The 25683-nt window shown below is 62.3% G+C and carries 21 protein-coding genes; 18 read left to right on the top strand and 3 right to left on the bottom strand.

Annotated features, from left to right (window positions below):
* Positions 1 to 175: 175 nt before the first annotated feature.
* The 14 genes from BLR26_RS26755 to BLR26_RS26690 all read left to right on the top strand — a co-directional run bounded on the left by BLR26_RS26755 (position 176) and on the right by BLR26_RS26690 (position 19336).
* Entirely contained in the window at positions 176 to 895 is a 720-nt protein-coding gene (locus tag BLR26_RS26755) for an SIMPL domain-containing protein (RefSeq protein ID WP_093388139.1), read from the top strand.
* Between the two features lie 313 nt (positions 896 to 1208).
* A complete protein-coding gene (locus BLR26_RS26750) occupies positions 1209 to 2834 on the top strand; it encodes an ABC transporter substrate-binding protein (RefSeq protein WP_045196280.1) in 1626 nt (541 codons plus the stop codon).
* 254 nt (positions 2835 to 3088) lie between these two features.
* Entirely contained in the window at positions 3089 to 4681 is a 1593-nt protein-coding gene (locus BLR26_RS26745) for an ABC transporter substrate-binding protein (protein ID WP_093388229.1), read from the top strand.
* Between the two features lie 225 nt (positions 4682 to 4906).
* Positions 4907 to 6232, top strand: a complete 1326-nt coding sequence (locus BLR26_RS26740; protein ID WP_093388136.1) for an OprD family porin — start codon at positions 4907 to 4909, stop codon at positions 6230 to 6232.
* 72 nt (positions 6233 to 6304) lie between these two features.
* On the top strand, positions 6305 to 7900 hold the full coding sequence (locus BLR26_RS26735; RefSeq protein ID WP_045196276.1) for an ABC transporter substrate-binding protein: 1596 nt from the start codon (positions 6305 to 6307) through the stop codon (positions 7898 to 7900).
* 74 nt (positions 7901 to 7974) lie between these two features.
* Entirely contained in the window at positions 7975 to 8985 is a 1011-nt protein-coding gene (locus BLR26_RS26730; RefSeq protein WP_036993941.1) for an ABC transporter permease subunit, read from the top strand.
* A 10-nt stretch (positions 8986 to 8995) separates the two neighbouring features.
* The gene (locus BLR26_RS26725) at positions 8996 to 9925 is read left to right on the top strand and encodes an ABC transporter permease subunit (protein ID WP_045196274.1); all 930 of its coding nucleotides are present in this window, start codon (positions 8996 to 8998) and stop codon (positions 9923 to 9925) included.
* A 10-nt stretch (positions 9926 to 9935) separates the two neighbouring features.
* The gene (locus BLR26_RS26720; protein ID WP_045196592.1) at positions 9936 to 10904 is read left to right on the top strand and encodes an ABC transporter ATP-binding protein; all 969 of its coding nucleotides are present in this window, start codon (positions 9936 to 9938) and stop codon (positions 10902 to 10904) included.
* Positions 10904 to 11872: a peptide ABC transporter ATP-binding protein gene (locus BLR26_RS26715; protein WP_093388130.1), complete on the top strand. Its 969-nt coding sequence runs from the start codon at positions 10904 to 10906 to the stop codon at positions 11870 to 11872. Before BLR26_RS26720 ends, BLR26_RS26715 begins: the two co-directional genes overlap by 1 nt.
* Before the next feature lie 144 nt (positions 11873 to 12016).
* Positions 12017 to 12826 carry an AraC family transcriptional regulator gene (locus BLR26_RS26710; RefSeq protein WP_093388127.1) on the top strand — a complete coding sequence of 270 codons (810 nt, stop codon included), beginning with the start codon at positions 12017 to 12019 and terminating at the stop codon, positions 12824 to 12826.
* A 61-nt stretch (positions 12827 to 12887) separates the two neighbouring features.
* A complete protein-coding gene (locus BLR26_RS26705; protein WP_093388125.1) occupies positions 12888 to 14294 on the top strand; it encodes an NAD(P)/FAD-dependent oxidoreductase in 1407 nt (468 codons plus the stop codon).
* Between the two features lie 32 nt (positions 14295 to 14326).
* Complete coding sequence (locus tag BLR26_RS26700; RefSeq protein ID WP_045196265.1) at positions 14327 to 14668, top strand: cupin domain-containing protein; 342 nt, start codon at positions 14327 to 14329, stop codon at positions 14666 to 14668.
* Positions 14669 to 14723: 55 nt separating this feature from the next.
* On the top strand, positions 14724 to 15803 hold the full coding sequence (locus tag BLR26_RS26695) for a polyamine ABC transporter substrate-binding protein (protein WP_093388122.1): 1080 nt from the start codon (positions 14724 to 14726) through the stop codon (positions 15801 to 15803).
* Between the two features lie 95 nt (positions 15804 to 15898).
* On the top strand, positions 15899 to 19336 hold the full coding sequence (locus BLR26_RS26690) for a dermonecrotic toxin domain-containing protein (protein WP_093388121.1): 3438 nt from the start codon (positions 15899 to 15901) through the stop codon (positions 19334 to 19336).
* 42 nt (positions 19337 to 19378) lie between these two features.
* Here the strand turns inward: BLR26_RS26690 and BLR26_RS26685 are convergent, their stop codons facing one another.
* The 3 genes from BLR26_RS26685 to BLR26_RS26675 form a co-directional block, all read right to left on the bottom strand.
* A complete protein-coding gene (locus BLR26_RS26685; RefSeq protein ID WP_093388118.1) occupies positions 19379 to 20962 on the bottom strand; it encodes a peptide chain release factor 3 in 1584 nt (527 codons plus the stop codon).
* A 105-nt stretch (positions 20963 to 21067) separates the two neighbouring features.
* Positions 21068 to 21397, bottom strand: a complete 330-nt coding sequence (locus BLR26_RS26680) for an XRE family transcriptional regulator (protein WP_093388115.1) — start codon at positions 21395 to 21397, stop codon at positions 21068 to 21070.
* Entirely contained in the window at positions 21381 to 21779 is a 399-nt protein-coding gene (locus BLR26_RS26675; protein ID WP_256326784.1) for a type II toxin-antitoxin system RelE/ParE family toxin, read from the bottom strand. Before BLR26_RS26675 ends, BLR26_RS26680 begins: the two co-directional genes overlap by 17 nt.
* Before the next feature lie 380 nt (positions 21780 to 22159).
* Between BLR26_RS26675 and BLR26_RS26670 the strand changes: the two genes are divergently transcribed.
* The 4 genes from BLR26_RS26670 to BLR26_RS26655 are packed head-to-tail and all read left to right on the top strand — an operon-like array spanning position 22160 to position 25596.
* The gene (locus tag BLR26_RS26670) at positions 22160 to 22873 is read left to right on the top strand and encodes an ABC transporter permease (RefSeq protein ID WP_045196256.1); all 714 of its coding nucleotides are present in this window, start codon (positions 22160 to 22162) and stop codon (positions 22871 to 22873) included.
* A 14-nt stretch (positions 22874 to 22887) separates the two neighbouring features.
* A complete protein-coding gene (locus BLR26_RS26665) occupies positions 22888 to 23796 on the top strand; it encodes a glycine betaine ABC transporter substrate-binding protein (protein ID WP_045196254.1) in 909 nt (302 codons plus the stop codon).
* Between the two features lies 1 nt (position 23797).
* Positions 23798 to 24445: an ABC transporter permease gene (locus BLR26_RS26660; protein WP_045196252.1), complete on the top strand. Its 648-nt coding sequence runs from the start codon at positions 23798 to 23800 to the stop codon at positions 24443 to 24445.
* The gene (locus BLR26_RS26655) at positions 24442 to 25596 is read left to right on the top strand and encodes an osmoprotectant ABC transporter ATP-binding protein OsmV (protein ID WP_093388110.1); all 1155 of its coding nucleotides are present in this window, start codon (positions 24442 to 24444) and stop codon (positions 25594 to 25596) included. Before BLR26_RS26660 ends, BLR26_RS26655 begins: the two co-directional genes overlap by 4 nt.
* The last annotated feature ends 87 nt before the right edge of the window (positions 25597 to 25683 follow it).

Below are 25683 nucleotides of genomic sequence, written 5' to 3'. Positions count from 1 at the left end.
AATCGTCGCGAGTATACCGAAGCTGCGGCCTGGTCTGCAGTGATGCGGCAAAGCGCCACACTTTTTTACATAACAATGATGGCCATTTTGAACCTCACTACACTGTTGCCAGTCTCATGGGCCAGCGTGCACTGCTTGTGTTCAGTGCCCGCGCCACACTTTCAAGGAGTCATACATGTCGATCACCCGCAGCAGCGCCGCCCTGGCGATGGCCACCAGCTTGCTAGCCAGCCTTCCGGCCCTGGCCGATGAGGCCCCGCGCTACAACCAGATTTCGCTGCGCGCCGAAGTCAGCAAGGAAGTGGCCCGCGACCTGATGGTCGTGACCCTGTACAGCGAAGCGCAGAATACCGACCCGGGCAAGCTGGCCACTGAAATCACCGAGACCATGAACAAGGCGGTGAAACAGGCGCGCGAAGTCAAGGATGTGAAGATCAGCCAGGGCAGCCGCAACAGCTACCCGATCTACGACAACAAGGGTCAGAAGATCACCGGCTGGCGCGAACGCGCCGAGCTGCGCCTGGAAAGCGCCAACTTCCCGGCCCTGTCGCAACTCACCGGCACCCTGCTGCAGGACCTGAAAATGGGCGGCATGGACTTCTCCATCGCCCCGGCCACGCGCAAAACCAGCGAAGACGACCTGCTCAAGGATGCCGTCAACGCCTTCAAGGCCCGTGCCCAACTGGCCACCGAAGCCCTGGGCGGCAAAGGCTACAAAGTGGTCAACCTGAACCTCAACAGCAGCGGTTACCCGCATCCTTATGCCCGTAGCGCACCGATGATGATGAAAGCCGCCGGCATGGCCGCAGACGCAGCGCCCGCTCCGGAAATCGAAGCCGGCACCACCGACGTGACCATGAGTGCCGATGGCACCATTGAAGTCCAGATGCAGTAAGCCGCGTTACTTTTCTGCTGTTTCGCGGCAGCTTCGGCTGTCGCGAAGCCTGTTACCTGTAGCACCTCGCGCCCCAAATTAGTGCAAAGACTGACTCGATAGTGAGACAACGTCTTCGAAACAACCTGAAACACCCCCTCGCAAACGATCAACTCCGTAAAAAATTATACGGATGCGACATTCCTGTACGTTCGTCCCACTGTTTACCGTCACCCATCCCTTTGAGTGTTGCATTGGGTATGGGGCCTGCATAGTATCCGCAGGTCGGCTCACAAGGCCCCCTCAAATCAAAAATGACAACAATGAGGCCACCATGCTCAAACACGCGGTCATTCCGTTTCTGGTCGGCGCAGGCTTGCTAGCCGGCGCACCTTCCGCCCTTGCGGCGACTAACCTGGTGTTTTGCTCCGAAGGCAGCCCCGCAGGCTTCGACCCGGGCCAGTACACCACCGGAACCGACTTCGATGCCTCAGCCGAGACCGTCTTCAACCGCCTGAGCCAGTTCGAGCGTGGCGGCACCGCAGTGATCCCGGGCCTGGCGACCAGCTGGGACATTTCCGACGATGGCCTGACCTATACCTTCCACCTGCGCGAAGGGGTCAAGTTCCATACCACCGAATTCTTCAAGCCGACGCGCGCCTTCAATGCCGACGACGTGCTGTTCACCTTCAATCGGATGCTCGACAAGGACATGCCGTTTCGCAAGGCCTACCCTACCGAGTTCCCGTACTTCACCGACATGGGCATGGACAAGAACATCGCCAAGGTCGAAAAGCTCGACGAGCACACGGTCAAGTTCACCCTCAACGGCGTCGACGCTGCGTTCATCCAGAACCTGGCCATGAGCTTCGCCTCGATCCAGTCCGCCGAATACGCCGACCAGTTGCTCAAGCAGGGCAAGCCCGCCGACATCAACCAGAAGCCGATCGGCACCGGCCCGTTCGTGTTCAGCAAGTACCAGAAAGACGCGCAGATCCGCTTCAAGGGCAACAAGGACTACTGGAAGCCTGAGGATGTGAAGATCGACAACCTGATCTTCGCCATCACCACCGACGCCTCGGTGCGCATGCAGAAGCTGAAAAAGAACGAGTGCCAGGTCACCCTGTTCCCGCGCCCGGCCGACATCGAGCCACTTAAAAACGACCCGAACCTGAAGATGCCTGATCAGGCCGGTTTCAACCTCGGCTACATCGCCTACAACGTGATGGACAAGATCAAGGGCAGCAACGAGCCCAACCCGATGGCCCAGCTCAAGGTTCGCGAAGCGCTGGACATGGCGGTAAACAAGCAGCAGATCATCGACTCGGTGTACCAGGGCGCCGGCCAGCTGGCGGTCAACGCCATGCCGCCGACCCAGTGGTCCTACGACACCACCATCAAGGACGCCAAGTACGATCCCGAGAAGGCCAAGCAGCTGCTCAAGGAAGCCGGCATCAAGGAAGGCACCGAGATCAACCTCTGGGCCATGCCGGTGCAACGCCCGTACAACCCCAATGCCAAGCTGATGGCCGAGATGCTGCAATCGGACTGGGCCAAGATCGGCATCAAGGCCAAGATCGTCAGCTACGAGTGGGGCGAGTACATCAAGCGCTCCAAGGGCGGCGAGAACGGCGCCATGCTGATTGGCTGGAGCGGTGACAACGGTGACCCGGACAACTGGCTGGGCACCCTGTTTGGCTGCGATGCCCTGGAAGGCAACAACTTCTCCAAGTGGTGCTACAAGCCGTACGACGACCTGGTCAAGCAAGCCAAGGCCACCTCCGACCAGGCCAAGCGCACCGAGCTGTACAAGCAAGCGCAACACATCCTCAAAGAACAGGTTCCGATGACACCCATCGCTCACTCGACGGTGTATCAACCTATGCGTTCAACCGTACAGGACTTCAAGATCAGCCCGTTTGGCTTGAACTCCTTCTATGGGGTCAGCGTGACCAAATAGCAGCCATCTGGCTCGGCCCCGCGACGCCACACGGCAGCCGGGGCCGCAGCCTGATGGCCTGGCAGGTCAGCCGCTAGCGCATCGACACGGAACAGTCGCACGCCCTATCGGATACCTCCTACACACCTCTGCGTAATCGCACCTATCTGCAGCGCTTTGATGGCTCTACCGTCAAGGGTGCAGCAGAGTCGGCGCGATTCGTATGGCTGTGCGCCATGGACCGCGAAAAAAACAACAAGAGAGAAGGGATCGTCATGCGCCACACTCCAATCTATGCAGCGCTGCTGGGCTTCGGCCTGCTCGCCCAGGCCCCTGCGGGCCTGGCCAAGAACCTGGTGTTCTGCTCCGAAGGCAGCCCCGGCGGTTTTGATACCGCCCAATACACCAGCGCCACCGACAACGACGCCGCCGAGCCGATCTACAACCGCCTGGTGGAATTCGAACGTGGCGCGACCGCCGTCAAACCGGCCCTGGCAAAAAGCTGGGAGGTGTCCGACGACGGCCTGACCTACACCTTCCACCTACGCGAAGGGGTCAAGTTCCACAGCAACAAGGATTTCAACCCCAGTCGCGATTTCAACGCCGACGACGTGCTGTTCACCTTCAATCGCATGCTCGACCGCGACCACCCGTTTCGCAAGGCCTACCCCACCGAATTCCCCTACTTCGTCGGCATGAGCCTGGACAAGAACATCGCCCGCATCGAAAAGACCGCACCGATGACCGTGGTCTTTACCCTCAACAGCATCGATGCCGCCTTCGTGCAGAACCTGGCAATGAGTTTTGCCGCCGTACTCTCGGCCGAATACGCCGAGCAACTGATGACCTCCGGGCGCCCCAGCGACATCAACCAGAAGCCGATCGGCACTGGCCCGTTCGTGTTCCAGCGCTACCAGAAGGACTCGCAGATCCGCTACCGCGGCAACAAGGACTACTGGGACCCGAGCCAGGTGAAGATCGAGCAGTTGATCTTCTCGATCAACACCGACCCCTCGGTGCGCATCCAGAAACTGCGCAAGAACGAATGCCAGGTCACCCTGCATCCACGCCCGGCCGATCTCGATGCACTCAAGAGCGACCCCAAGCTGCAGGTCATCGAAAAACCCGGCTTCAACCTCGGCTACATCGCCTACAACGTTCAGCACAAACCCTTCGACCAGCTCGAAGTACGCCAGGCCATGGACATGGCGGTGAACAAGCCGGCCATCGTCAAGGCGGTGTACCAGGAGGCCGGGCAACTGGCGGTGGGCAGCATGCCGCCGACCCAGTGGTCCTACGACGACAGCATCAAGGATGCCGGCTACAACCCGCAAAAGGCCCGCGAACTGCTCAAGGCCGCCGGGGTCAAGGAAGGCACTGAAATCACCCTCTGGGCCATGCCCGTGCAACGCCCGTACAACCCCAACGCCAAGCTGATGGCCGAAATGCTCCAGGCCGACTGGGGCAAGGTCGGCCTCAAAGTGAAAATCGTCAGCTACGAGTGGGGCGAATATCTCAAGCGCACCAAGGACGGTGAACACGACATCTCGCTGATCGGCTGGACCGGCGACAACGGCGACCCGGACAACTGGCTGGGCACCCTGTACAGCTGTGACGCGATAGGCAGCAACAACTACTCCATGTGGTGCGACCCGCAGTACGACGCGCTGGTCAAGAAAGCCAAGACCATCACCGACCGCGAGCAACGCACCCTGCTCTACCAGCAGGCGCAGCAGCGCCTCAGGCAACAGTTGCCCATCACCCCGATCGCCCACTCGACGGTCAACCAGCCGCTCAGTGCCAAGGTCGTGGATTTCAAGGTAAGCCCTTTCGGGCGCAACAACTTCTCAGGCGTCAGTACCGAATAAAAAACCGCTTTCTCCCTCGGGGGCGCGCAGCGCCTTCGCGGGCGAACTCAGCCTGAATATGCCCGATTGCCTTGCAGCAAACGATTGCAAACCCTTGTTCCAACCGGCAAGACGCCCAGCTCACAAGGCCAGGCGGTAACTAAAAAGAAGAAAAGAAAAGGGAGCTTTACCTTGAGACGAACCCAAACCGCAGTACTGGCACTGTCCCTCAGTGGTCTGTCAGCCATGGCCCAGGCCGAACCCGCCAGCCAGGACTATGTTCCGGTCAGCGTCAAAGCCACCAGCGCCCAGAGTGAAGCCAAGGGCTTCATCGAAGGCCAGAGCCTGTCCGGCTCGACCCGCAACTGGTATGGCCGCGAACGCGCCACCCGCGCACCGCTGTTCAAGTACTACAAGAGCGACGGCAGCCAGCACGACACCCACAGCCGTGACAACTGGGTGCAGGGCACCATCCTCAACTACACCTCGGGCTTTACCGAAGGTACCTTCGGCTTCAGCACCGAGGTCGCCGTCTACAACGCCATCGCCCTGGAGCGTGGCCGCGCGGCGGTGGCCGGGCCGAACAACCGCACCCTGACCCACAGCGACGGCGATGTCATCGGCCAGTGGAGCAAGATGGGCCTGGCCAACGTCAAGGCGCGGGTGTCCAACACCACCCTGACCGCCGGCCGCCAATCGATGGACACCCCGGTACTGGCCTACATCGGCAACCGCGCCTTGCCGTCGAGCTTCGAAGGTGTGAGCCTGCACAGCGAAGAATTCGATAACCTGTCGTTTGATGTCGGCACCTTCGACCGGCTCTCGAACCGGACCGAACAGGGCACCAGCAAATTCGTTGCCGAGTACGGTGATCGCGCCTTTTCAGCCGATCACGTCAACATTGCCGGTGTGAACTACCAGCCGCTGAAAAGCCTGAAAACCAGCTTCTACGTGTCCAACGTCGAAGACCTGTGGAACCAGTACTACTTCGGCGCCAGCCATGAGCTGGGCGACAGCGCGGTCCTGAGCCTGACCACCGGCCTGAACTACTACAAGACCAAGGATGAAGGCCAAAGCAAGCTTGGCAATATCGACAACGACACCTACAGCCTGTCGTTCGGCCTGACCCACCAGGCCCACAACCTGACCTTCTCCTACCAGCAGGTCAACGGTAACGAGTACTTCGACTACCTGCACGACACCAACGCGATCTTCCTGGCCAACTCCCTGCTTTCGGACTTCAACGGCCCGAACGAAAAATCGATGCAGATCGCCTACGTGCTGAACATGGCCCAGTACGGCGTGCCGGGCCTCAAGTTCAACCTCTATAACGCGCGCGGCTGGGGCATCGACGGCACCCACTACACCGGCAGCGGCTACGACGTGCGTGGCCTGGACGGCGAGAACCACTACGAGTGGGGCATCGGCACCACCTATGCGGTGCAGAGCGGCTCGCTCAAGGACACCACCATTCGTGCCACCTACACCGCGCACCGGGCCAGCAAGGCCCAGATCGACGGTAGCCTGGACGAGCTGCGGATTGTCACCACCATTCCCTTCAACTTCCTCTAGAACGCGGTTTCCCGGTCGGTTCGCCGAATCGGCCGGGACGGCTACTCTGGTTAATCGATTGCAGGAGGTTTCATGAAACTGCTACCGCTACAGGCTGCCCTGGCAGCCGTCCTGTTGAGTACTGCGGCGGGCCTCTCAGCCAAGCCGCTGGTGGTGTGTACCGAGGCCAGCCCGGAAGGCTTCGATATCGTCCAGTACACCACCGCCGTAACCGCCGACGCCTCGGCCGAGGCCATCTTCAACCGCCTGGTCGACTTCCGCCCGGGCACCACCGATATCCAGCCGGCCCTGGCCGAGCGCTGGGACATCAGCGATGACGGCCTGACCTACACCTTCCACTTGCGCGAAGGGGTCAAGTTCCACACCACCGACTATTTCACCCCTACCCGCGAGATGAATGCCGACGACGTGCTGTGGAGTTTCCGACGACAGCTGGACCCTAATCACCCGTGGCACAACAAGACCAGCATCGGTTTCCCCTACTTCGAGAGCATGGGTTTCAAGGACCTGCTCAAAAGCGTCGAGAAGACCGACGAGCACACTGTGGTCTTCACCCTGACCCGGCCCGAAGCGCCTTTTTTGCGTGACCTGGCCATGGCCTTCACCTCGATCTACTCCGCCGAATACGGCGACCAGTTGCTCAAGGCCAACAAGACCGGCGACCTCAACAACAAGCCGATCGGCACCGGCCCGTTCATCTTCCAGCGCTACAACAAGGACGCCCAGGTGCGCTACAAGGCCAACCCGGACTACTTCCGTGGCAAGCCACCGGCCGACGCGCTGATCTTCGCCATTGCCAACGACAACAACGTGCGCCTGCAAAAGCTCAAGGCCAACGAGTGCCAGGTGGCGCTGTACCCCAAGCCCGATGACATCCCCAGCATCAAGGCCGACCCCAAATTGAAAGTGGCCGAGATGGAAGCGCTGACCACCGGCTACATCTCGCTCAACACCGAACACAAGTACCTGAGCGATGTGCGCGTGCGCAAAGCCATCAACATCGCCTTCGACCGCCAGACCCACGTCGACCAGCTGTTCGGCAAGGGCAACGCACTGGTCGCGGTCAACCCTTACCCGCCGAGCATGATCGGCTACAACACCGACAACCAGAACCCGCCCCGTGACCTCGACAAGGCCCGCGCCCTGCTCAAGGAAGCCGGCGTGCCCGAAGGCACGGTGCTGACCCTGTTCACCCGTAACGGCGGCGGCCCGACCAACCCCAACCCGCGCCTGAGCGCTGAAATGCTTCAGGCGGACCTGGCCAGGATCGGCCTGACCGTCGATATCCGCGTGATGGAATGGGCCGAGATGCTGCGCCGGGCCAAGAAGGGCGAAGCCGACATGGTCTCGACCGGCTGGGCCAGCGACAACGGCGACCCAGACAACTTCCTCAGCCCGCTGCTTAGTTGCGACGCGGTGAAAAGCGGCGAGAACTATGCGCGCTGGTGCAATCAAACCTTCCAGCAGTTGATCACCAAGGCCCGCGAGGTTACCGACAACAATGAGCGTGCAGCGCTCTATGTAAAGGCCCTGGCGGTGTACGATGAAGATCAACCGTGGATCAGCATGGCCCATCCGCAAATGTTTACCGCCATGCGCAACAACGTTGAGGGGTACCACATCAACCCCCTCACCAATAACAACTTCGCCACTACCCAGGTGAAGTAGAACAAGAACGACCGCCGGCGCCCCACCCGGGTGCCGGCGGGCATGCCTGACCGGCTGATGAGGTACTCCAGAAGATGTTTAGTTTTATTGCCCGGCGACTGGGATTGCTGATCCCGACCTTCTTCGGCATCACCTTGCTGACGTTTGCGCTCATACGGCTGATACCCGGCGATCCGGTTGAAGTCATGATGGGCGAACGGCGGGTCGACCCGGAAATGCACGCCCAGGCCATGGAGCGACTGGGCCTGAACAAACCGCTGCCCGAACAGTACCTGGACTACGTCAGCAAGCTCGCCCAGGGTGACCTCGGCGAATCGCTGCGCACCCGCGAAAGCGTCTGGACCGAGTTCCTCGCACTGTTCCCGGCAACCCTGGAACTGGCCATGGCGGCGCTGTTTTTTGCCGGGGTGATCGGCCTGCTGGCCGGGGTCATCGCCGCGCTCAAGCGTGGCTCATTGTTCGATCATGGGGTCATGGGTATCTCCCTTGCCGGCTACTCGATGCCGATCTTCTGGTGGGGCCTGATCCTGATCATGTTCTTCTCCGTGAGCCTGGGCTGGACCCCGGTGTCCGGGCGCATCGACCTGCTCTACGACATCGAGCCGAAAACCGGCTTCATGCTCATCGACACCCTGCTCAGCGACGAAGAAGGCGCCTTCAAGGATGCACTGATGCACCTGATCCTGCCGGCCATTGTCCTGGGCACCATTCCGCTGGCGGTGATCGCGCGGATGACCCGCTCCTCGATGCTCGAAGTGCTGCGCGAAGACTACATCCGCACCGCCCGCGCCAAGGGCCTGTCGCCAGCCCGGGTGGTGTTCGTGCACGGCCTGCGCAACGCGCTGATCCCGGTACTGACGGTGTTCGGCCTGCAGGTCGGCACCCTGCTCGCCGGTGCGGTACTGACTGAAACCATTTTTTCCTGGCCGGGCATCGGCAAGTGGCTGATCGAAGCCATCGGCGCCCGTGATTACCCCGTGGTACAGAACGGCATCCTGTTGATTGCCTGCCTGGTGATCCTGGTCAACTTCGTCGTGGACATCCTCTACGGCCTGGCCAACCCACGCATCCGTCATCAGCGCTGAGGGCCTCGTCATGACTACCCCACTTGCAAAATCTGTCACCACCCCGGCCACCGCTGTCGACCAGAGCCTGCTTTACCCCTCGCCGTACAAGGAGTTCTGGCAGGCCTTTTCACGCAACAAGGGCGCGGTCGCCGGGCTGATGTTCATGAGCCTGATCGTGTTCTGCGCACTGTTCGCCCCCTGGGTGGCGCCGCACAGCCCCAGCGAGCAGTACCGTGATTTTCTGCTGACCCCGCCGGTGTGGCTGGAAGGCGGCAACTGGCAGTTCATCCTCGGCACCGACGAGCTCGGCCGCGACCTGCTTTCGCGGCTGATCCAGGGCTCGCGGCTGTCGCTGCTGATCGGCCTGTCATCGGTGGTGATCTCGCTGATTCCGGGGATCTTCCTCGGCCTGTTGGCCGGGTTCTTTCCGCGCATCCTCGGCCCGTCGATCATGCGCCTGATGGACGTGATGCTGGCCCTGCCCTCGCTGCTGCTGGCCGTGGCGATTGTCGCCATCCTCGGCCCTGGCCTGATCAACACCGTGATCGCCATCGCCATCGTCTCGCTGCCGTCCTATGTGCGCCTAACCCGCGCCGCGGTGATGGGCGAACTGAACCGCGACTACGTCACCGCCGCGCGCCTGGCCGGTGCCAGCCTGCCCCGGCTGATGTTCGTCACCGTGCTGCCCAACTGCATGGCGCCGCTGATCGTGCAGGCCACCCTGAGTTTCTCCTCGGCAATCCTCGACGCCGCCGCCCTGGGCTTTCTCGGCCTTGGCGTGCAGCCGCCAACCCCCGAGTGGGGCACCATGCTGGCCTCGGCCCGCGACTACATCGAACGCGCCTGGTGGGTAGTGAGCCTTCCTGGCCTGACCATTTTGCTCAGCGTGCTGGCAATCAACCTGATGGGTGACGGACTGCGCGACGCGCTGGACCCGAAACTCAAGAATGCCGCCTGAGGAGATCGCCATGTCACTTCTGCAAATCAACAATCTGAACGTGCGCTTTGGCGACGCCAATGCGGTACCGGTGGTCGATGGACTGGACCTGACGGTCGATGAAGGTGAGGTCCTGGCCATCGTCGGCGAGTCGGGCTCCGGTAAATCGGTGACCATGATGGCGCTGATGGGCCTGATCGACGCCCCCGGGCGCATCACCGCCGATGCCCTGACCTTCGATGGCACCAACATGCTCAAGCTCAGCGGCCGGCAACGGCGCAAGGTGGTTGGCAAGGATATGGCCATGGTCTTCCAGGACCCGATGACCGCCCTCAACCCCAGCTACACCGTAGGCTTCCAGATCGAGGAAGTGCTGCGCCAGCACCTTGGCCTGCGCGGCAAGGCGGCCCGCCAGCGTGCCCTGGAACTGCTCAAGAAGGTTGAAATCCCCGGCGCCGAAAGCCGCCTGGACGCCTACCCGCACCAGCTTTCCGGTGGCATGAGCCAACGGGTGGCGATCGCCATGGCGATTGCCGGCGAACCCAAGCTGCTGATCGCCGACGAGCCGACCACCGCCCTCGACGTGACCATCCAGGCGCAGATCATGGAGCTGCTGCTGAACCTGCAAAAAGAGCAGAACATGGCGCTGATCCTGATCACCCACGACCTCGCCGTGGTCGCCGAAACCGCCAAGCGGGTGTGCGTGATGTACGCCGGCCAAGCGGTGGAAGTCGGCCAGGTGCCGGAACTGTTCGACGTCCCCGCCCACCCCTACAGCGAAGCACTGCTGGCGGCGATTCCCGAGCACAGCGAAGGCGCCGAGCGCCTGGCGACCCTGCCGGGCATCGTCCCCGGCCGCTATGACCGTCCTCAAGGTTGCCTGCTGTCGCCGCGCTGCCCTTACGTGCAGGAAAACTGCCGCCGGCAACGACCGACCCTCGATCCCCAGGCCCATAGCCAGGTGCGTTGTTTCTACCCACTGAACCAGGAGGTGGCGTAATGACCGTCGTCCTTACCGCCCGTGAACTGACCCGTCACTATGAAGTTTCCCGCGGCCTGTTCAAGGGCCATGCCCTGGTGCGCGCACTCAACGGCGTGTCGTTCGAACTGGAAGCCGGCAAGACCCTGGCCGTGGTCGGCGAGTCCGGCTGTGGCAAGTCGACCCTGGCCCGGGCCCTGACCCTGATCGAAGAGCCCTCGTCCGGCTCGCTGAAGATCGCCGGCCAGGAAGTCACCGGGGCCAACAAGGCCGAGCGCAAGCAATTGCGCAAGGACGTGCAGATGGTCTTCCAGAGCCCGTACGCCTCGCTCAACCCGCGACAGAAGATCGGCGACCAGCTGGGTGAGCCGCTGCTGATCAACACCAACCTGACCCGCGCCGAGCGGCGCGAGAAGGTCCAGGCGATGATGCAACAGGTCGGCCTGCGCCCCGAGCATTACCAGCGCTACCCGCACATGTTTTCCGGTGGCCAGCGCCAGCGCATCGCCCTGGCCCGGGCGATGATGCTGCAACCGAAAGTACTGGTGGCCGATGAGCCGACGTCGGCCCTCGACGTATCGATCCAGGCCCAGGTGCTGAACCTGTTCATGGACCTGCAGAAGGAGTTCAACACTGCCTACGTGTTCATCTCCCACAACCTCGCGGTAGTGCGCCACGTGGCAGACCAGGTGCTGGTGATGTACCTGGGCCGGCCGGCGGAAATGGGCCCCAAGGAGGACATCTACAGCAAGCCGCTGCACCCTTACACCCAGGCTTTGCTGTCGGCCACGCCGACCATTCATCCGGACCCGCTGAAGCCGAAGATCAAGATTTCCGGCGAGCTGCCCAACCCGCTGAACCCGCCGCCTGGCTGTGCCTTCCACAAACGCTGCCCGTATGCCACCGAGCGCTGTGCTGCCGAGGAACCGGCGTTCAGGCAGGTGGGGACGCGGCAGGTGGCGTGCCATTACGCCGAGCAGTTCCTGTAACCGCATCGCGGGTCGAGCCCGCTCCCACAGCGCACGCGGGTCAAGTCGAGGCGTCGCACCGCCGCTCCCACAGCGCACTGTGTGGGAGCGGCGGTGCGACGCCTCGACTTGACCCGCGATTGGCCCCTCCATCACTATCCAGCAATGACCCCAGACCCTATCCCCGACGGCCCGGAGCAAACCCCGGAAACCGCCGCCACCGTCCTGCGCTACCACCTGTGCTGGAAGCATCGCGACCTCGACGGGGTCATGGCCTTGTATCACCCCGATATCCAGTACAACGACTATTTCCAGAACCGCGTCCTGCACCTCGATGAGCTGCGCGAATACGTGCGTGTGAGCATGCCCCGCGAAGCCGGTGAAGACATCGTCCACAGCGACCGCATCCGCGTCGATGGCTGCACCGCCTTCATCCAGTACCAGGTCACCCTGCGCGGTGGCGAAGGCCTGGTGGCGTTCCAGGCCAGCGAAGCGATCACCGTGCGCGACGGCCTGATCTGGCGGGTCAACGAGTACGCCTCGCTGGTCCGCGCGCCCAGCCAGGACACTGGCCACAATGACCTGCGCCCGGCCGCCAGCCGCCTGGGCCTGTCACCACGCCAGCTGAGCTTCATGGCCCAGGACCTGGAGCAGTACTTCCAGCGCCAGCAGCCCTACCTCGACCCGGAGCTCGACCTGCAACGGGTGGCCCGCGAAAGCGGCTACAGCCGCAACCAGATCTCCTACCTGCTCAACCAGGTGCTCGGCCAGAGCTTCTACCGCTACGTCAACCAGGCACGCCTGCAGCACCTGCTCACCAGCCTCGGCGCCACCGCCACGGTTGCACGCATCGACGAGCTGGCCTTTGCTGCCGGTTTCAATTCGCTGTCGGCGTTCTACAAAAGTTTCCGCCAGCACACCGGCCTGTCGCCCAAGGCCTACGTGAAGCAGAATTCTCTGCGTGCACGCACGTAAGACACAGCGCCCCGCAAGCTTCTAGGATCGCCACAGACCGTTACCGATGTGGAGCCGAACAATGCTGGCATGGCGCAGTATCAGCCTGTGGATGGACCAACTCGATGAGCCGTTGAGCGCACGCCCGGCGCTGCAACAGGACCTGGACGTCGACGTCTGCATCATCGGCGCTGGCTACACCGGGCTGTGGACCGCCTACTACCTCAAGCGCCTGGCACCACAGCTGAACATCGCCATCGTCGAAGCGCAGATTGCAGGCTTCGGCGCCTCCGGACGCAATGGCGGCTGGCTGATGGGCAACCTGCTCGGTGAAGACCGCCTGCTCGCCGGCAGCACGCCCGAGCAGCGGCGCGCCGCCTATGACCTGTTGCACGGCATTCCCGATGAAGTGGCCCAGGTGCTCGAACGCGAAGGCATCGACTGCGACTACCGCAAGGGCGGCGTGCTGTACTGCGCCGCGCGCTACCCCGAGCAGGAAACCAGCCTGCGCGCGTATCTGAACAAGCTCTACAAGCAGGGCCTGAACGAAGCCGACTACCGCTGGCTAAGCCCCGATGAGCTGGCATCGCAGCTGCGTATCAGCCGCCCCTATGGCGCGATCTTCAACCCCAATGTCGCCACAATCCAGCCGGCCAAACTGGTGCGCGGCCTGGCCCGCACGGTAGAGGCCATGGGCGTGAAGCTCTATGAGAACAGCCCCGTAACCCAGTGGCGTTCCGGTGAAGCACGCACCTTGCAGGCACGGATCAAATACCAGTGGCTGGTGCCAGCAGTCGAAGGCTACTCGGTCAACCTGCCGCCGCTGGGGCGCTACCAGATGCCGGTGCAAAGCCTGCTGGTGGCCACCGAGCCACTGCCCGAAAAGGTCTGGGAGCAGATCGGCCTCAACCATGGCCAGGCTTTCAGCGAGAACAGCCGCCAGGTCACCTATGGCCAGCGCAGCCTGGACAACCGCCTGGTGTTCGGCGCCCGCGGCGGCTATCGCTTTGCCGGCCGCCTGCGCGACAACTTCGACCTCACCGACAGCGAAATCGAACTGCGCCGCTACCTGTTCGGCGAGCTGTTCCCGCAGTTGCAGAAGGTCAGGATCACCCACGCCTGGGGCGGCAACCTGGGTATGGCCCGGCGCTTTCAGCCGCACATGTTCTGCGACCGCAAACAGGGCATCGCCCTGGCCGGCGGCTATGGCGGCGAAGGCGTTGGCGCCAGCAACCTCGGCGGGCGGACCCTGGCCGAGCTGATCCTCGAGCGGCGCAGCCTGCTCACCGAGCAGCCCTGGGCCAGCCACGACCGCGCCCTGCACAGCCTGCCCGGCTGGGAGCCGGAACCCTGCCGCTGGCTGGGCTACAACGCGATCATCAAGAGTTTCGTCCATGAAGACCAGACCCTCGCCAACCCGGCCAGCGCCCCCTGGCGCCGACGCCTGGCCAGCGGCGTAGCGGACTTCATGGAAGGTTTCATGCGCTGACTTTTTGAACCCCCTGCACAGGATCCACCGCTATGAGCATTACCCAGTTCAAGAACACCGACAGTGTCACCCTGGCCGAATCCAACCCGGTGGCGGTGCCACTCGGCGAGCCGGTCTCGATCGCCTCGGTCACCAGCGTCGAGCGCAGCGACGGCGTCGAAACCGGCATCTGGGAATGCACCCCGGGGCGCTGGCGCCGGCAAATCGTCCAGCAGGAGTTCTGCCACTTCATCAAGGGCCGTTGCACCTTCACCCCGGATGGCGGCGAGCCGCTGACCATCGAAGCCGGCGACGCGATCATGCTGCCGGCCAACAGCACCGGCACCTGGGACATCCAGGAGACCGTGCGCAAAACCTATGTGCTGATTTTCTGATCATTTGATCGCCTGCCTCCTTCGATAAAAAACAGACCAAGCAAGGAATCCAGACATGCGCCCATTGCTCTTCGCACCTGTGTTGCTGGCCGCCTCCGTCGCCCAGGCGGCCGACTCGGTAAAGATCTACAACTGGTCCAGCTACATCGCCCCCGACACCCTGAAGAACTTCCAGCAGGCCAGCGGCATCGTGCCGACCTACGACGTGTTCGACAGCAACGAAACCCTCGACGGCAAGCTGATGACCGGCAACTCCGGCTACGACGTGGTGTTCCCCTCCAACCACTTCATGGCCCGGCAGATCCAGGGCAAGGCGCTCAAGCAACTGGACAAGACCCAGCTGCCCAACTGGAAGAACCTCAACCCGGTGCTGCTCAAGGCCCTGGAGGTCAACGACCCGGGCAACCAGTACGGCTTCCCTTACCTGTGGGGCAGCACCGGGATCGGCTACAACATCGACAAGGTCAAGGCGGTGCTCGGCGACAACGCCCCGCTGGATTCCTGGGACCTGATCTTCAAGCCCGAGTACATCAGCAAGCTGAAAGGCTGCGGCGTGGCGGTGCTCGACAACGGCCCGGAACTGTTACCTATCGCCCTCAATTACCTGAGCCTGCCACACCACAGCCAGAAGCCCGAGGATTACGACAAGGCCAAGGAGCTGCTGATGAAGGTGCGCCCGTTCATCAGCTACTTCCACTCCTCCAAGTACACCGGCGACCTGGCCAATGGCGATATCTGCGTGGTGGTGGGCTTCTCCGGCGACGTGCTGCAAGCCAGGAACCGCGCCGAAGAAGCCAACAACGGCGTGAAGGTCGGCTACTCGATTCCCAAGGAAGGCGCGCCGATGTGGTTCGACATGGTCGCCATGCCGGCTGATGCCCCGGACGAAAAAGCCGGTTACGCCTACATGAACTACCTGTTGCAGCCCGAGGTGATGGCCAACATCAGCAACCATGTGCAGTACGCCAACGGCAACCTCAAGGCCGACACCCTGGTCGACCCGGCGCTCAAGGCCAATACCATGATTTACCCGAGCGACGAGATGCTTGGCAAGCTCTACGCCCTGGAGGCGATGCCAGCCAAGATCGACCGCATCCGCACGCGCATCTGGACCAGCATCAAGGCCGGCAATTGATATAAGTAACGCCCCGGCCCTGCTTACCCGCGGCAATCTCCAGTGATTGCCGCGGGGATCGGCCCCCGGCTGCCTTGTACCGCCGGGACACTTTCATGCCGTTGGCCAACCTGCCCTACTTTCATCCTGATGCCCTGCGCGCAGGTTATCTGCGTCACCTCGAGCACCTCGACGCCAGGCAACCGCTGAGCGCCGCGCAACGACAATCCCTGCAACGACTGGGCGACGACCCGGCGCTGCGCGTCGACCGCCTGGATGCGGTGACTGGCGATGGCCAGGCCATAGCCCTGGACACCACCTTTCTGCTCAGCCGCGCCGACTGGCCCGAAGTGTTCATCTACAACCCCGACATCGGCCTGCAACGCTTTGCCGATCGGCGCCAGGCCAAGCAGACGCTGCTGGGCCTGCAGGATAATTCTGCGCTGATGGCAACAGTGCTGCGTTACGCACCACAGGCGCAACAGCAGTTACTGCAGCGCCAACCTGCTGTGGATTTTCAGGTCAATCTGCTGGCTGCGCCGCTGTTCGACAGCCTGATGTTGACGATCAATGATCGCCTTGCCGACCAGGCCGCCCCCCTGCACACCCAGCAAGCAGCGCCCTCGACCGCCACATTGCAGCAACTTGCCCGCACCCTCGGCAACGCCAGCCTGGATGCGCAATCGATGCAAACCCAGGTCGGACAATTGGCCCAGGAGTACCAGGCCATGCTTGCCCAGCGCCCGAGCCTCAGCTCAGTCACCCGGGCACTGCTCAAGCACGAACTGTCCAGCTTTCTGCACAAAGCCCCTCCCCTGCACGCCATCAGCGTGCAACCGGAGGGCCGCAGTACTCCGGTCCTGTCGCTGCTCGAACTGATCTGGCACCCCACTGATAACAGCCAATGGCGTGCCAGCGCCACCACCGCGACTGAACTGCCGACCCCCTTGCCGTTGCTCCCGCCGGCCTTGCTCGGCCATAGCGCCAGACGCTTGCGCCAGCACCTTCGCGGGCAACTGCAAGCAGTATTGATGCGCGACGGGCAACTGAACCAAGACTACCAGGAGCAACTGCTGGCCCTGCTCAGCACGCTGGCCGAACGCCTGGGCGTTGCCTTTGCGCCTGTTGCGCTGCCCTCTCGGCGGTCGCGGATTCTGGCCCTGTACGACCGGGCCATCGCTGCGCGCCTGCCGGGCAACGTGGTCAAGGCCTTCAACCGCTATATCAGCGAAACCGATGCCATTGGCGCAGCCCTGCGCGACCTGCAGGATCGCGCCAGGGCAGAGGCTGTTGCAGCCCATGCACCCGAGTGGCTGCGCCAGGCCTCGGTAGAAGATCAACATGCCTACTTGCGCGTGTTGGCCAGCAACCTGCTGGGCGCAAACGATGATTACCTGTTCGATATCCCCGAAATCGACACCTATGCCCGCGAACAACTGCAGCAGCGCCTGGACCAGGATTTCGGCCCCGGCCACTACCGGCCTGAAGATATCCAGGTCACCACCAACCGCTGGATCACTGCGCCGCCACTACCCGGGGAAATCCCCTTGTCACTGCCGGCCAGCTACGTGCGCCATCGCCAGTCCCTGGTTGACTATGCGCTCGATCATTACCGCGACTGGGACAACGCAATCACCCTGGTGACCGACCAGAAGGGTGAGCTGCTGCCACCCACCTTGCGCAGCCAGTATGTTCGCAAGGTGGCCAAGGCGCTGGATATTGGCGGCCACTACCAGCGCCTGCTGCAGCAGAAATTCGCCGAACACGACCCCGACTATGCCCGGCGCCTGGCAACCTTCTGCCGGCAACTGCCCGGGCAAATGCTCGAAGCGGCCTGGCGTGCCCGCCTCAAGGGCGAACTCGATGGCGCAGCGCTACAGACGGTTACCCAGGTACTGGAACTGCCAGAAGACCGCACACAGCACATGACACCACTGCTGTTGGTGGCCGATAGCGGGCTTGAACCGGACCAGGTGCCTGGCCTGTACCTGATCGGCAATCAGCAGGCGGGCCCGCTGGTGCTGTACAGCCCTTACGACAGCCGCCAGGCCTATCGGCAATTTGCCGATAGCCGCGACCTGCTGAAAAAGATCAGGACCACGCCAGCGTTGCAGGCCTTGCTGCTCGTGCGTATGCCAGCGCAGATGCGCAAACGCTATGGGCGCGGCGGCTTTGAAGAGCCACACCTGCCATTTAGTGTGGAATCGGATTTCGACCTGCCGTTTTCCCGCCCCGGCCCCATCACCCTGGCCTGGCGTCCGATCGCGGGCAACCTGTTCAAGCAACTGTTCGTGGATAACGCCCAGATGCTCCAGGACATGGCCCACGCCCAGCTGGTGACCCTCGAAGAGGCGCGCTGGCAAACCTTGAAGAACCTGCTCGGCCAGCTGTGGTTGCAAGCCAGCCTGTTTCTGCCGGGCAGGCTGGGCACGCTGCTGGGTATTTTCCAGACCGAAACCAGTGTGCTGCAAACCCTGGAAAAAGCCGACCGCAGCAACTGGAGCCAGTCACTGGCCGAACTCTGCGCGGCGCTGGTGCAGGGCCTGCTGGTTGGCAAAGACGCCGTCGGGGTCGAATCGCTGGAGAAGTTCTGGAAAAATCAGGAGAGCAGCCCGGCGCCCGAACGCCCGCAACCGGTCGAAGCCGGCGGTGTGCTGAGCGACCTCAGCGGCCGCCATACCCGTCGGGTCGTCTCCCGGGAACAGATCGCGATACTCGCAGTTGGCATGCCACAGATCCAGCGCGTAAACCCTTATCGCGGCAACCTGATCCGCGAAGCGCACGATACTGCAGTAACCTACCTGGTGAACTGCCACTTCAACATCAGCCGCACCACAGCCCGCCAGCTACCCCTGCAAACGGCCAGGGTCCTCAGGGACTTCTTCAACGTCGCGGATGTATCCGACACACTTCTGCTGCAAGTCAGCAGGCCGATAGAAAAACTGCTGACGCTGCTGTTGTCGCGTAATTACTCACCCGCCCATTCGACTCGCTATGTCATGGGCAGCAGAGTCGGTGCGCCTATCGATGCCAGCGCCTTCGTCAACCCGGCCGACCGCAGCCGGCAGATCTTTCTGCTCGACGCCTTCTTCGACAACCCGACCATCAACCAGTTGCCGCTACAACGCCGATACGCCCAGCCGGCAGCCGCCAACCTCACCCGCGCCTTTACCTTGCTGCATGAACTGTCTCACCTGGCCTGCCAGACCCGCGACATCACCTACACCCTGGGTGTTGCCCCGTACGCCGACTGGCTGATCCCCGGCCCCGAGCGCGCCTGGCTGGAACGCGCCCACGAAAGCGGCTTCAGCGCCATGACGCCGATGAACAAGTTGTTCACGTTGTACGATGAAGACACTGGCAGGCTGCGCGACTTGCGTCGCAGCGATCGCAAAGGCAAGAAACTGATCCTGAAGATCACCGGCGCGCAGGATCTGCAGCAAGCTCGTCAGGTGTTCCTGAGTGACAGCGAAAAACGCGCGCAGATCATGCTGTTCAATGCCGACAGCCTGGCATTGCTGATCTACCGGTTGGGCGCAGAAATGCACCCTTGAAAGGAGGCGACCCCGCCACCCAGAAGCGGCGGGGTCGGGCAATCAATGATGCTCGCGGGTAGCGCGGAACTTCACATCCGGCCAGCGCTCTTCCATCAGCGCCAGGTTGACCCGGGTCGGGGCCAGGTAGGTCAGGTGACCACCGCCGTCGATGGCCAGGTTCTCCACGGCCTTGTTCTTGAATTCCTCAAGCTTCTTCTTGTCCTCGCAGCTGATCCAGCGCGCCGACCAGACGGTGATCGGCTCGTAGGCACACTCGACCTTGTACTCTTCCTTCAGGCGGCTGGCGACCACATCGAACTGCAGCACACCGACGGCGCCGAGGATGATGTCGTTGCTGCGCTCGGGGAAGAACACCTGGGTCGCGCCTTCTTCGGCCAGCTGCTGCAGGCCCTGGCGCAGTTGCTTGGACTTGAGCGGGTCTTTCAGGCGCACGCGGCGGAACAGCTCCGGGGCGAAGTGCGGAATACCGGTGAAGCCCAGGGCCTCGCCTTCGGTGAAGGTGTCACCGATCTGGATCGTGCCGTGGTTGTGCAAGCCAATGATGTCGCCGGCCCAGGCCTCTTCCAGTTGCTCACGCTCGGAGGAGAAGAAGGTCAGCGCATCGCCGATACGCAGGTCCTTGCCGGTGCGCACATGGCGCATCTTCATGCCTTTTTCGTAACGGCCGGAGCAGATACGCATGAAGGCGATACGGTCGCGGTGCTTGGGGTCCATGTTCGCCTGGATCTTGAACACGAAACCGCTGAACTTCTCTTCGGTCGGCTCGACAGCGCGCTCGTTGGCCTCGCGCGGCAGCGGGCGTGGCGCCCAGTCGACGACGGCATCGAGCACATGGTCGACACCGAAGTTGCCCAGCGCGGTACCGAAGAACACAGGGGTCAGCTCGCCGCGCATGAACTCGTCCTGGTCGAATTCGTGGCAGGCGCCCTGTACCAGCTCCAGCTGCTCGAGGAAGCGCTCGTATTCGTCGCCCAGGTGGGTACGGGCTTCATCGGAGTCGAGCTTCTCGATGATCTTCACCTCGGTGCGCTCGTGGCCATGGCCCGGGGTGTAGACAATGATGTAGTCGCCGGCCAGGTGATACACGCCCTTGAAGTCGCGGTAGCAACCGATCGGCCAGGTGATCGGCGCTGCCTTGATCTTCAATACCGCTTCGATTTCGTCGAGCAGTTCGATCGGGTCGCGGATGTCACGGTCGAGTTTGTTGATGAAGCTGACGATCGGCGTGTCGCGCAGCCGGCAGACGTCCATCAGGGCGATGGTCCGCGGCTCGACGCCCTTACCGCCGTCGAGCACCATCAGCGCCGAGTCGACGGCGGTCAGGGTGCGGTAGGTATCTTCCGAGAAGTCTTCGTGGCCCGGGGTGTCGAGCAGGTTGATCATGTGCTCGCGATAGGGGAACTGCATCACCGAGGTGGTGATGGAGATACCACGCTGCTTCTCCATTTCCATCCAGTCGGAGGTGGCATGGCGGTCGGACTTTCGCGATTTCACCGTACCGGCAACGGCAATCGCCTTGCCCATCAGCAACAGCTTCTCGGTGATGGTGGTCTTACCCGCATCGGGGTGGGAAATAATGGCGAAGGTGCGGCGTTTCGCGACTTCGGCGGCCTGGTTGGTCATGGGAAATCGCCTGGCAGGTGATTCAAAAAGGGCCAGTATCATACCCGAAGTCGAACGGGGACCAAAGCCTGAGGCCTCCGCCTGTCGCGCGAAACGAAGTGTAGGCTACTTGTGTCCAGGCAAATTTTCAGTGAAGCCCTCAAGAGTGACAGGCCCGCGGTCTGGCATGTGTGCAACCAGCTCGAGTGTTCCACCCATTGCCTCGACATAGCTACGCAGAGTCGAGATCAACATATCGCTACGTTTTTCAATCTTGGAAATATTCGCCTGACCTACCTCCAGCCGCTTGGACATTCCTTCCTGAGTCAACTCCAGCTGTTTGCGCAACGCCTGCAGGGTCATTTCCTCGCGGATCAACTCACGCCCGCGTTGTTCGACACGCGCCCTTCGTTCGGGCGCAAGGCTGTTGATGACATCATCAAGTGTTTTGGACATGCTCCTCACCTCCTGACAGATACCTGTCGAAGCGCTCATCGGCGCGCCGAATCAAATTTCGATAAAACCGTTTCTGGCTGACTCCAGCCTTGTCACCCGCAACCAGGATAACGGCGCGACGCTTGGGATCGAATGCAAAAGCCACCCGCCAGACGCCATTCATAGCTTCAAACCGCAACTCCTTCATATTGGGGTGTCGAGATCCGTTCAATGTATCCACTCGCGGACGCCCAAGGGCGGGTCCACAGCTTTCCAGCAACCTAAGCTGGCCGAGCAATTCGTCCTGAACCTTTTCATGCAGACCCTCGAAATCAGCAAGAAACTCAGCACAGAACCCAATTGACCATGGCAATAAAATACCTCCAGAGGAATATTCCCTCAAGCGACTATCATGAACTTTTCCACTGCAATGCTGAGCTTCATGACAGACGGCTGGATAGCAGACGTATCACTGGTGCCAGGGAGGAAATGACCGGTTTTCTGGTGCGAAGCGCCTCGCGTCTCAGGGATTAACGCTGGCCAAATGCCGCTTCAGATGGGAACCTTTACGGCTGTGGAGGCGTCCACTGCCCTGATACGCAATCGGTCATGACCGTTCGTCAGGGTTGGTTTCACCGGCACTACGAGCCTGACGAGGCTTCGCTTATGGCGTGTTCCGCTCCGTTTCCGGACAACGCGCTGCTTATCGCGATCACACTGCCTGCCGCCTGGAATGGTGGCCGCCACGGGAGTGTGTTCGCCGACAACAAAAGGAGTCCGCCTGTGGCTAAAAGCTATGGCAAGGGGCTGATGGGATGTGCCTTCGTGCTCGTCATCCTGGCCCTGCTGATCCACTGGATCGGCATCGATACGATCGCGCACTACCGCGCCGATCTGTGGTTCTACCTGCAAGCGCACCTGATGCTGGTGTTGCTGTCGATGGTGGCGGCGTTAGCCGTGGGCATACCCGCCGGGATTGCCTTGAGTCGACCGCACCGGGTCGACCGCGCCGAACGCTTCATGCAGTTTTTCAACATTGGCAACACCATCCCCCCTCTGGCCGTTCTGGCCATTGCCCTGAGTTTCCTGGGCATTGGCGCCGGTCCTGCGATCTTCGCGCTGTTCCTCGCTTCCCTCCTGCCAATCGTGCGCAACACTTACGAAGGCCTGAAAAACGTACCCGCCTCGCTCAAGGAAGCCGCCACCGGCATCGGCATGACCCCGGGCCAGACCCTCTGGCGTGTCGAGTTGCCCAACGCGGTACCGATCATCGTCGGCGGTGTGCGGGTGGCCCTGGCGATCAACGTCGGTACCGCACCGCTGTCGTTCCTGATCGGCGCCAACAGCCTGGGCAGCCTGATTTTTCCCGGCATTGCCCTGAACAATCAGCCGCAACTGCTGCTTGGCGCTGCCTGCACCGCCCTGCTCGCCCTGCTGCTCGACGCCCTGGTGGCGCAGTCCAGCCGCCGTTGGCTTGAACGCGGCCTGGCCCACTAAGCGAAGGAACTGTCATGAAAAGAATCGCCTTGTTGTTGGGCGCGGCCCTGCTGTTCGCAGGATTTGCCCAGGCCGCGAACAAACCTGTGATCCGCCTCGGTGCGCGGGTCTTCACCGAGCAAACGGTACTGGCTGAAATCACCGCCCAGTACCTCAACCAGCACGGCTTTGACGTGCGCATCACCGGCGGCCTGGGCAGCAACCTGGCCCGCAGCGCCCACGAAACCGGGCAGCTGGACATGGTCTGGGAATACACCGGTGTTTCGCTGGTGTCCTACAACCACATCGACGAACGCATGCCCAGCGCAGCGGCCACCTACGCCAGGGTCAAGGAGCTGGATGCACAAAAAGACCTGATCTGGCTGACGCCGTCGAAGTTCAGCAACACCTACGCCCTGGCGCTGCCGCGCAAGGTCGCCGACCAGTACCCGCAGGTCAACAGCATCAGTGAGCTGAACCAGGTGCTGCGCGACGAGAAGGACCGCACCCACGTGGTGGCCCTGGACACCGAGTTCGCCAACCGCCCCGACGGCCTGGTGGGCCTGACCGAAACCTACGACCTGCAACTGACCCGCCGCGACATCCGCCAGATGGACGCCGGCCTGGTCTACACCGCGCTGCGCAACGGCCAGGTGTTCAGTGGCCTGGTGTACACCACCGACGGGCGCCTGAGCGCCTTCGACCTCAAGCTGCTGGAAGACGACAAGCACTACTTCCCCGACTACACCGCAGCCCCGGTAGTGCGCAAGGCCGTGCTCGACGCCAACCCGCAACTGGCCAGCCTGCTCAAACCGCTGGCCGAACAACTCGACGACGAGACCATGCGCCAGCTCAACGCCAAGGTCGATGTCGAACACCAGAGCCCGGGCAAAGTCGCCGCCGAGTACCTGCGCCAGCACCCACCTGCACAGGAGCAGCCATAACATGCTCGATACCTTTACCCACCTCGACTGGGCCCAGGTACTGCACCTGACCTGGCAGCACATCACCCTGGTCGGCATCGCCGTCAGCCTGGCGATTGTCTTCGGCGTGCCGCTGGGCATCCTCATGACCCGCTTCCCGGCCCTCGCCGGCCCCCTGCAGGCCAGCGCCACGGTGCTGCTGACCATCCCCTCGATCGCCCTGTTCGGCCTGTTGCTGCCGTTCTACTCCAAGTTCGGCCAGGGCCTGGGGCCGCTGCCGGCAATCACTGCGGTGTTCCTCTATTCGCTGTTGCCGATCCTGCGCAACACCTACCTGGCCCTGACCAATGTCGAACCGGGTATTCGTGAAGCCGCCCGCGGCATCGGCATGACCTTCGGCCAGCGCCTGCGCATGGTCGAGCTGCCCATCGCCGTACCGGTAATCCTTGCCGGGGTGCGCACCGCCGTGGTCATGAACATCGGCGTCATGACCATCGCCGCGACCATCGGCGCCGGTGGCCTGGGCGTGCTCATCCTCACCTCCATCAGCCGCAGCGACATGTCGATGCTGCTGGTCGGCGCCGTGCTGGTGAGCCTCCTGGCCATCTTCGCCGACCTGCTGCTGCAAGCCCTGCAACGCTCCCTGACTCCAAAAGGACTGCGCCCATGATCGAACTTCAGAACCTCAGCAAGACCTTCCACGCCAACGGCAAAGACGTCAAAGCCGTCGACTCGGTCAGCCTGACCGTCAACGAAGGCGAGATCTGCGTGTTCCTCGGCCCCTCCGGTTGCGGCAAGAGCACCACGCTGAAAATGATCAACCGCTTGATTGCGCCGACCTCGGGCAAGGTGCTGATCAACGGCGAAGACACCACCGGCCTTGATGAAGTGACCCTGCGCCGGCGCATCGGCTACGTGATCCAGCAAATCGGTCTGTTCCCCAACATGACCATCGAGGAGAACATCACCGTGGTCCCGCGCCTGCTCGGCTGGGACAAGCAAAAATGCCACGAGCGCGCCCGCGAGTTGATGAGCATGATCAAGCTCGAGCCCAAGCAATACCTGCAACGCTACCCGCGTGAGTTGTCCGGTGGCCAGCAACAGCGTATCGGCGTGATCCGCGCCCTGGCCGCCGAAGCGCCCTTGCTGCTGATGGACGAGCCGTTCGGTGCGGTCGACCCGATCAACCGCGAGATGATCCAGAACGAGTTCTTCGAGATGCAGCGGGCGCTGAACAAGACCGTGATCATGGTCAGCCACGATATCGACGAGGCGATCAAACTGGGTGACAAAATTGCGATTTTCCGTGCCGGCAAGCTGATCCAGATCGACCACCCGGACACCCTGCTGGCGCACCCTGCCGACGACTTCGTCAGCAACTTCGTTGGCCAGGACAGCACCCTCAAGCGTCTGTTGCTGGTGCGTGCCGAAGACGCCGCCGACAACGCGCCGTCGGTCAGCCCGGAAACGCCAGTGGCCGACGCCCTGGAGCTGATGGACGAACATGATCGCCGCTACGTGGTGGTCACCGATGGGCAGAACAAGGCCATGGGTTACGTGCGTCGTCGCGACCTGCATCGCCGGCAAGGCAGCTGCGTTGATTTTCTGCGCACCTTCAACGCCACCGCCTCGCACGATGAGCACCTGCGCATCCTGCTGTCGCGGATGTACGAGTTCAATCGCTCATGGTTGCCGGTGCTGGACGCCGAGCAGGTGTTCCTCGGCGAAGTGACCCAGGAATCGATCGCCGCTTACCTGAGTTCGGGGCGGTCGCGGGGGGGCAAGACCAGCATTGTGTCGCCGGCTGAAGCGGTCGCGTAACGCTGAAAAGCATCGCGGGGCAAGTCGGGTCGCCGCACCGCCGCTCCTACATGGGGGAGCGGCGGTGCGGCGACCCGACTTGCCCCG

The organism is Pseudomonas sp. UC 17F4, assembly GCF_900101695.1.
Classification (GTDB): domain Bacteria; phylum Pseudomonadota; class Gammaproteobacteria; order Pseudomonadales; family Pseudomonadaceae; genus Aquipseudomonas.
Note: the sequence above shows the minus strand (reverse complement) of the source record. Positions and strands in the feature narration are given on the sequence as shown.

What these genes read in the sequence shown, in the direction of transcription:
- BLR26_RS26680 (WP_093388115.1), bottom strand. Translation starts at nt 21,397, where the DNA reads ATGTCCAAAACACTTGATGATGTCATCAACAGCCTTGCGCCCGAACGA.
- BLR26_RS26710 (WP_093388127.1), top strand. Translation starts at nt 12,017, where the DNA reads ATGACCCCAGACCCTATCCCCGACGGCCCGGAGCAAACCCCGGAAACC.
- BLR26_RS26685 (WP_093388118.1), bottom strand. Translation starts at nt 20,962, where the DNA reads ATGACCAACCAGGCCGCCGAAGTCGCGAAACGCCGCACCTTCGCCATT.
- BLR26_RS26755 (WP_093388139.1), top strand. Translation starts at nt 176, where the DNA reads ATGTCGATCACCCGCAGCAGCGCCGCCCTGGCGATGGCCACCAGCTTG.
- BLR26_RS26730 (WP_036993941.1), top strand. Translation starts at nt 7,975, where the DNA reads ATGTTTAGTTTTATTGCCCGGCGACTGGGATTGCTGATCCCGACCTTC.
- BLR26_RS26690 (WP_093388121.1), top strand. Translation starts at nt 15,899, where the DNA reads ATGCCGTTGGCCAACCTGCCCTACTTTCATCCTGATGCCCTGCGCGCA.
- BLR26_RS26720 (WP_045196592.1), top strand. Translation starts at nt 9,936, where the DNA reads ATGTCACTTCTGCAAATCAACAATCTGAACGTGCGCTTTGGCGACGCC.
- BLR26_RS26660 (WP_045196252.1), top strand. Translation starts at nt 23,798, where the DNA reads ATGCTCGATACCTTTACCCACCTCGACTGGGCCCAGGTACTGCACCTG.
- BLR26_RS26735 (WP_045196276.1), top strand. Translation starts at nt 6,305, where the DNA reads ATGAAACTGCTACCGCTACAGGCTGCCCTGGCAGCCGTCCTGTTGAGT.
- BLR26_RS26705 (WP_093388125.1), top strand. Translation starts at nt 12,888, where the DNA reads ATGCTGGCATGGCGCAGTATCAGCCTGTGGATGGACCAACTCGATGAG.
- BLR26_RS26750 (WP_045196280.1), top strand. Translation starts at nt 1,209, where the DNA reads ATGCTCAAACACGCGGTCATTCCGTTTCTGGTCGGCGCAGGCTTGCTA.
- BLR26_RS26740 (WP_093388136.1), top strand. Translation starts at nt 4,907, where the DNA reads ATGGCCCAGGCCGAACCCGCCAGCCAGGACTATGTTCCGGTCAGCGTC.
- BLR26_RS26655 (WP_093388110.1), top strand. Translation starts at nt 24,442, where the DNA reads ATGATCGAACTTCAGAACCTCAGCAAGACCTTCCACGCCAACGGCAAA.
- BLR26_RS26700 (WP_045196265.1), top strand. Translation starts at nt 14,327, where the DNA reads ATGAGCATTACCCAGTTCAAGAACACCGACAGTGTCACCCTGGCCGAA.
- BLR26_RS26745 (WP_093388229.1), top strand. Translation starts at nt 3,089, where the DNA reads ATGCGCCACACTCCAATCTATGCAGCGCTGCTGGGCTTCGGCCTGCTC.
- BLR26_RS26725 (WP_045196274.1), top strand. Translation starts at nt 8,996, where the DNA reads ATGACTACCCCACTTGCAAAATCTGTCACCACCCCGGCCACCGCTGTC.
- BLR26_RS26665 (WP_045196254.1), top strand. Translation starts at nt 22,888, where the DNA reads ATGAAAAGAATCGCCTTGTTGTTGGGCGCGGCCCTGCTGTTCGCAGGA.
- BLR26_RS26715 (WP_093388130.1), top strand. Translation starts at nt 10,904, where the DNA reads ATGACCGTCGTCCTTACCGCCCGTGAACTGACCCGTCACTATGAAGTT.
- BLR26_RS26695 (WP_093388122.1), top strand. Translation starts at nt 14,724, where the DNA reads ATGCGCCCATTGCTCTTCGCACCTGTGTTGCTGGCCGCCTCCGTCGCC.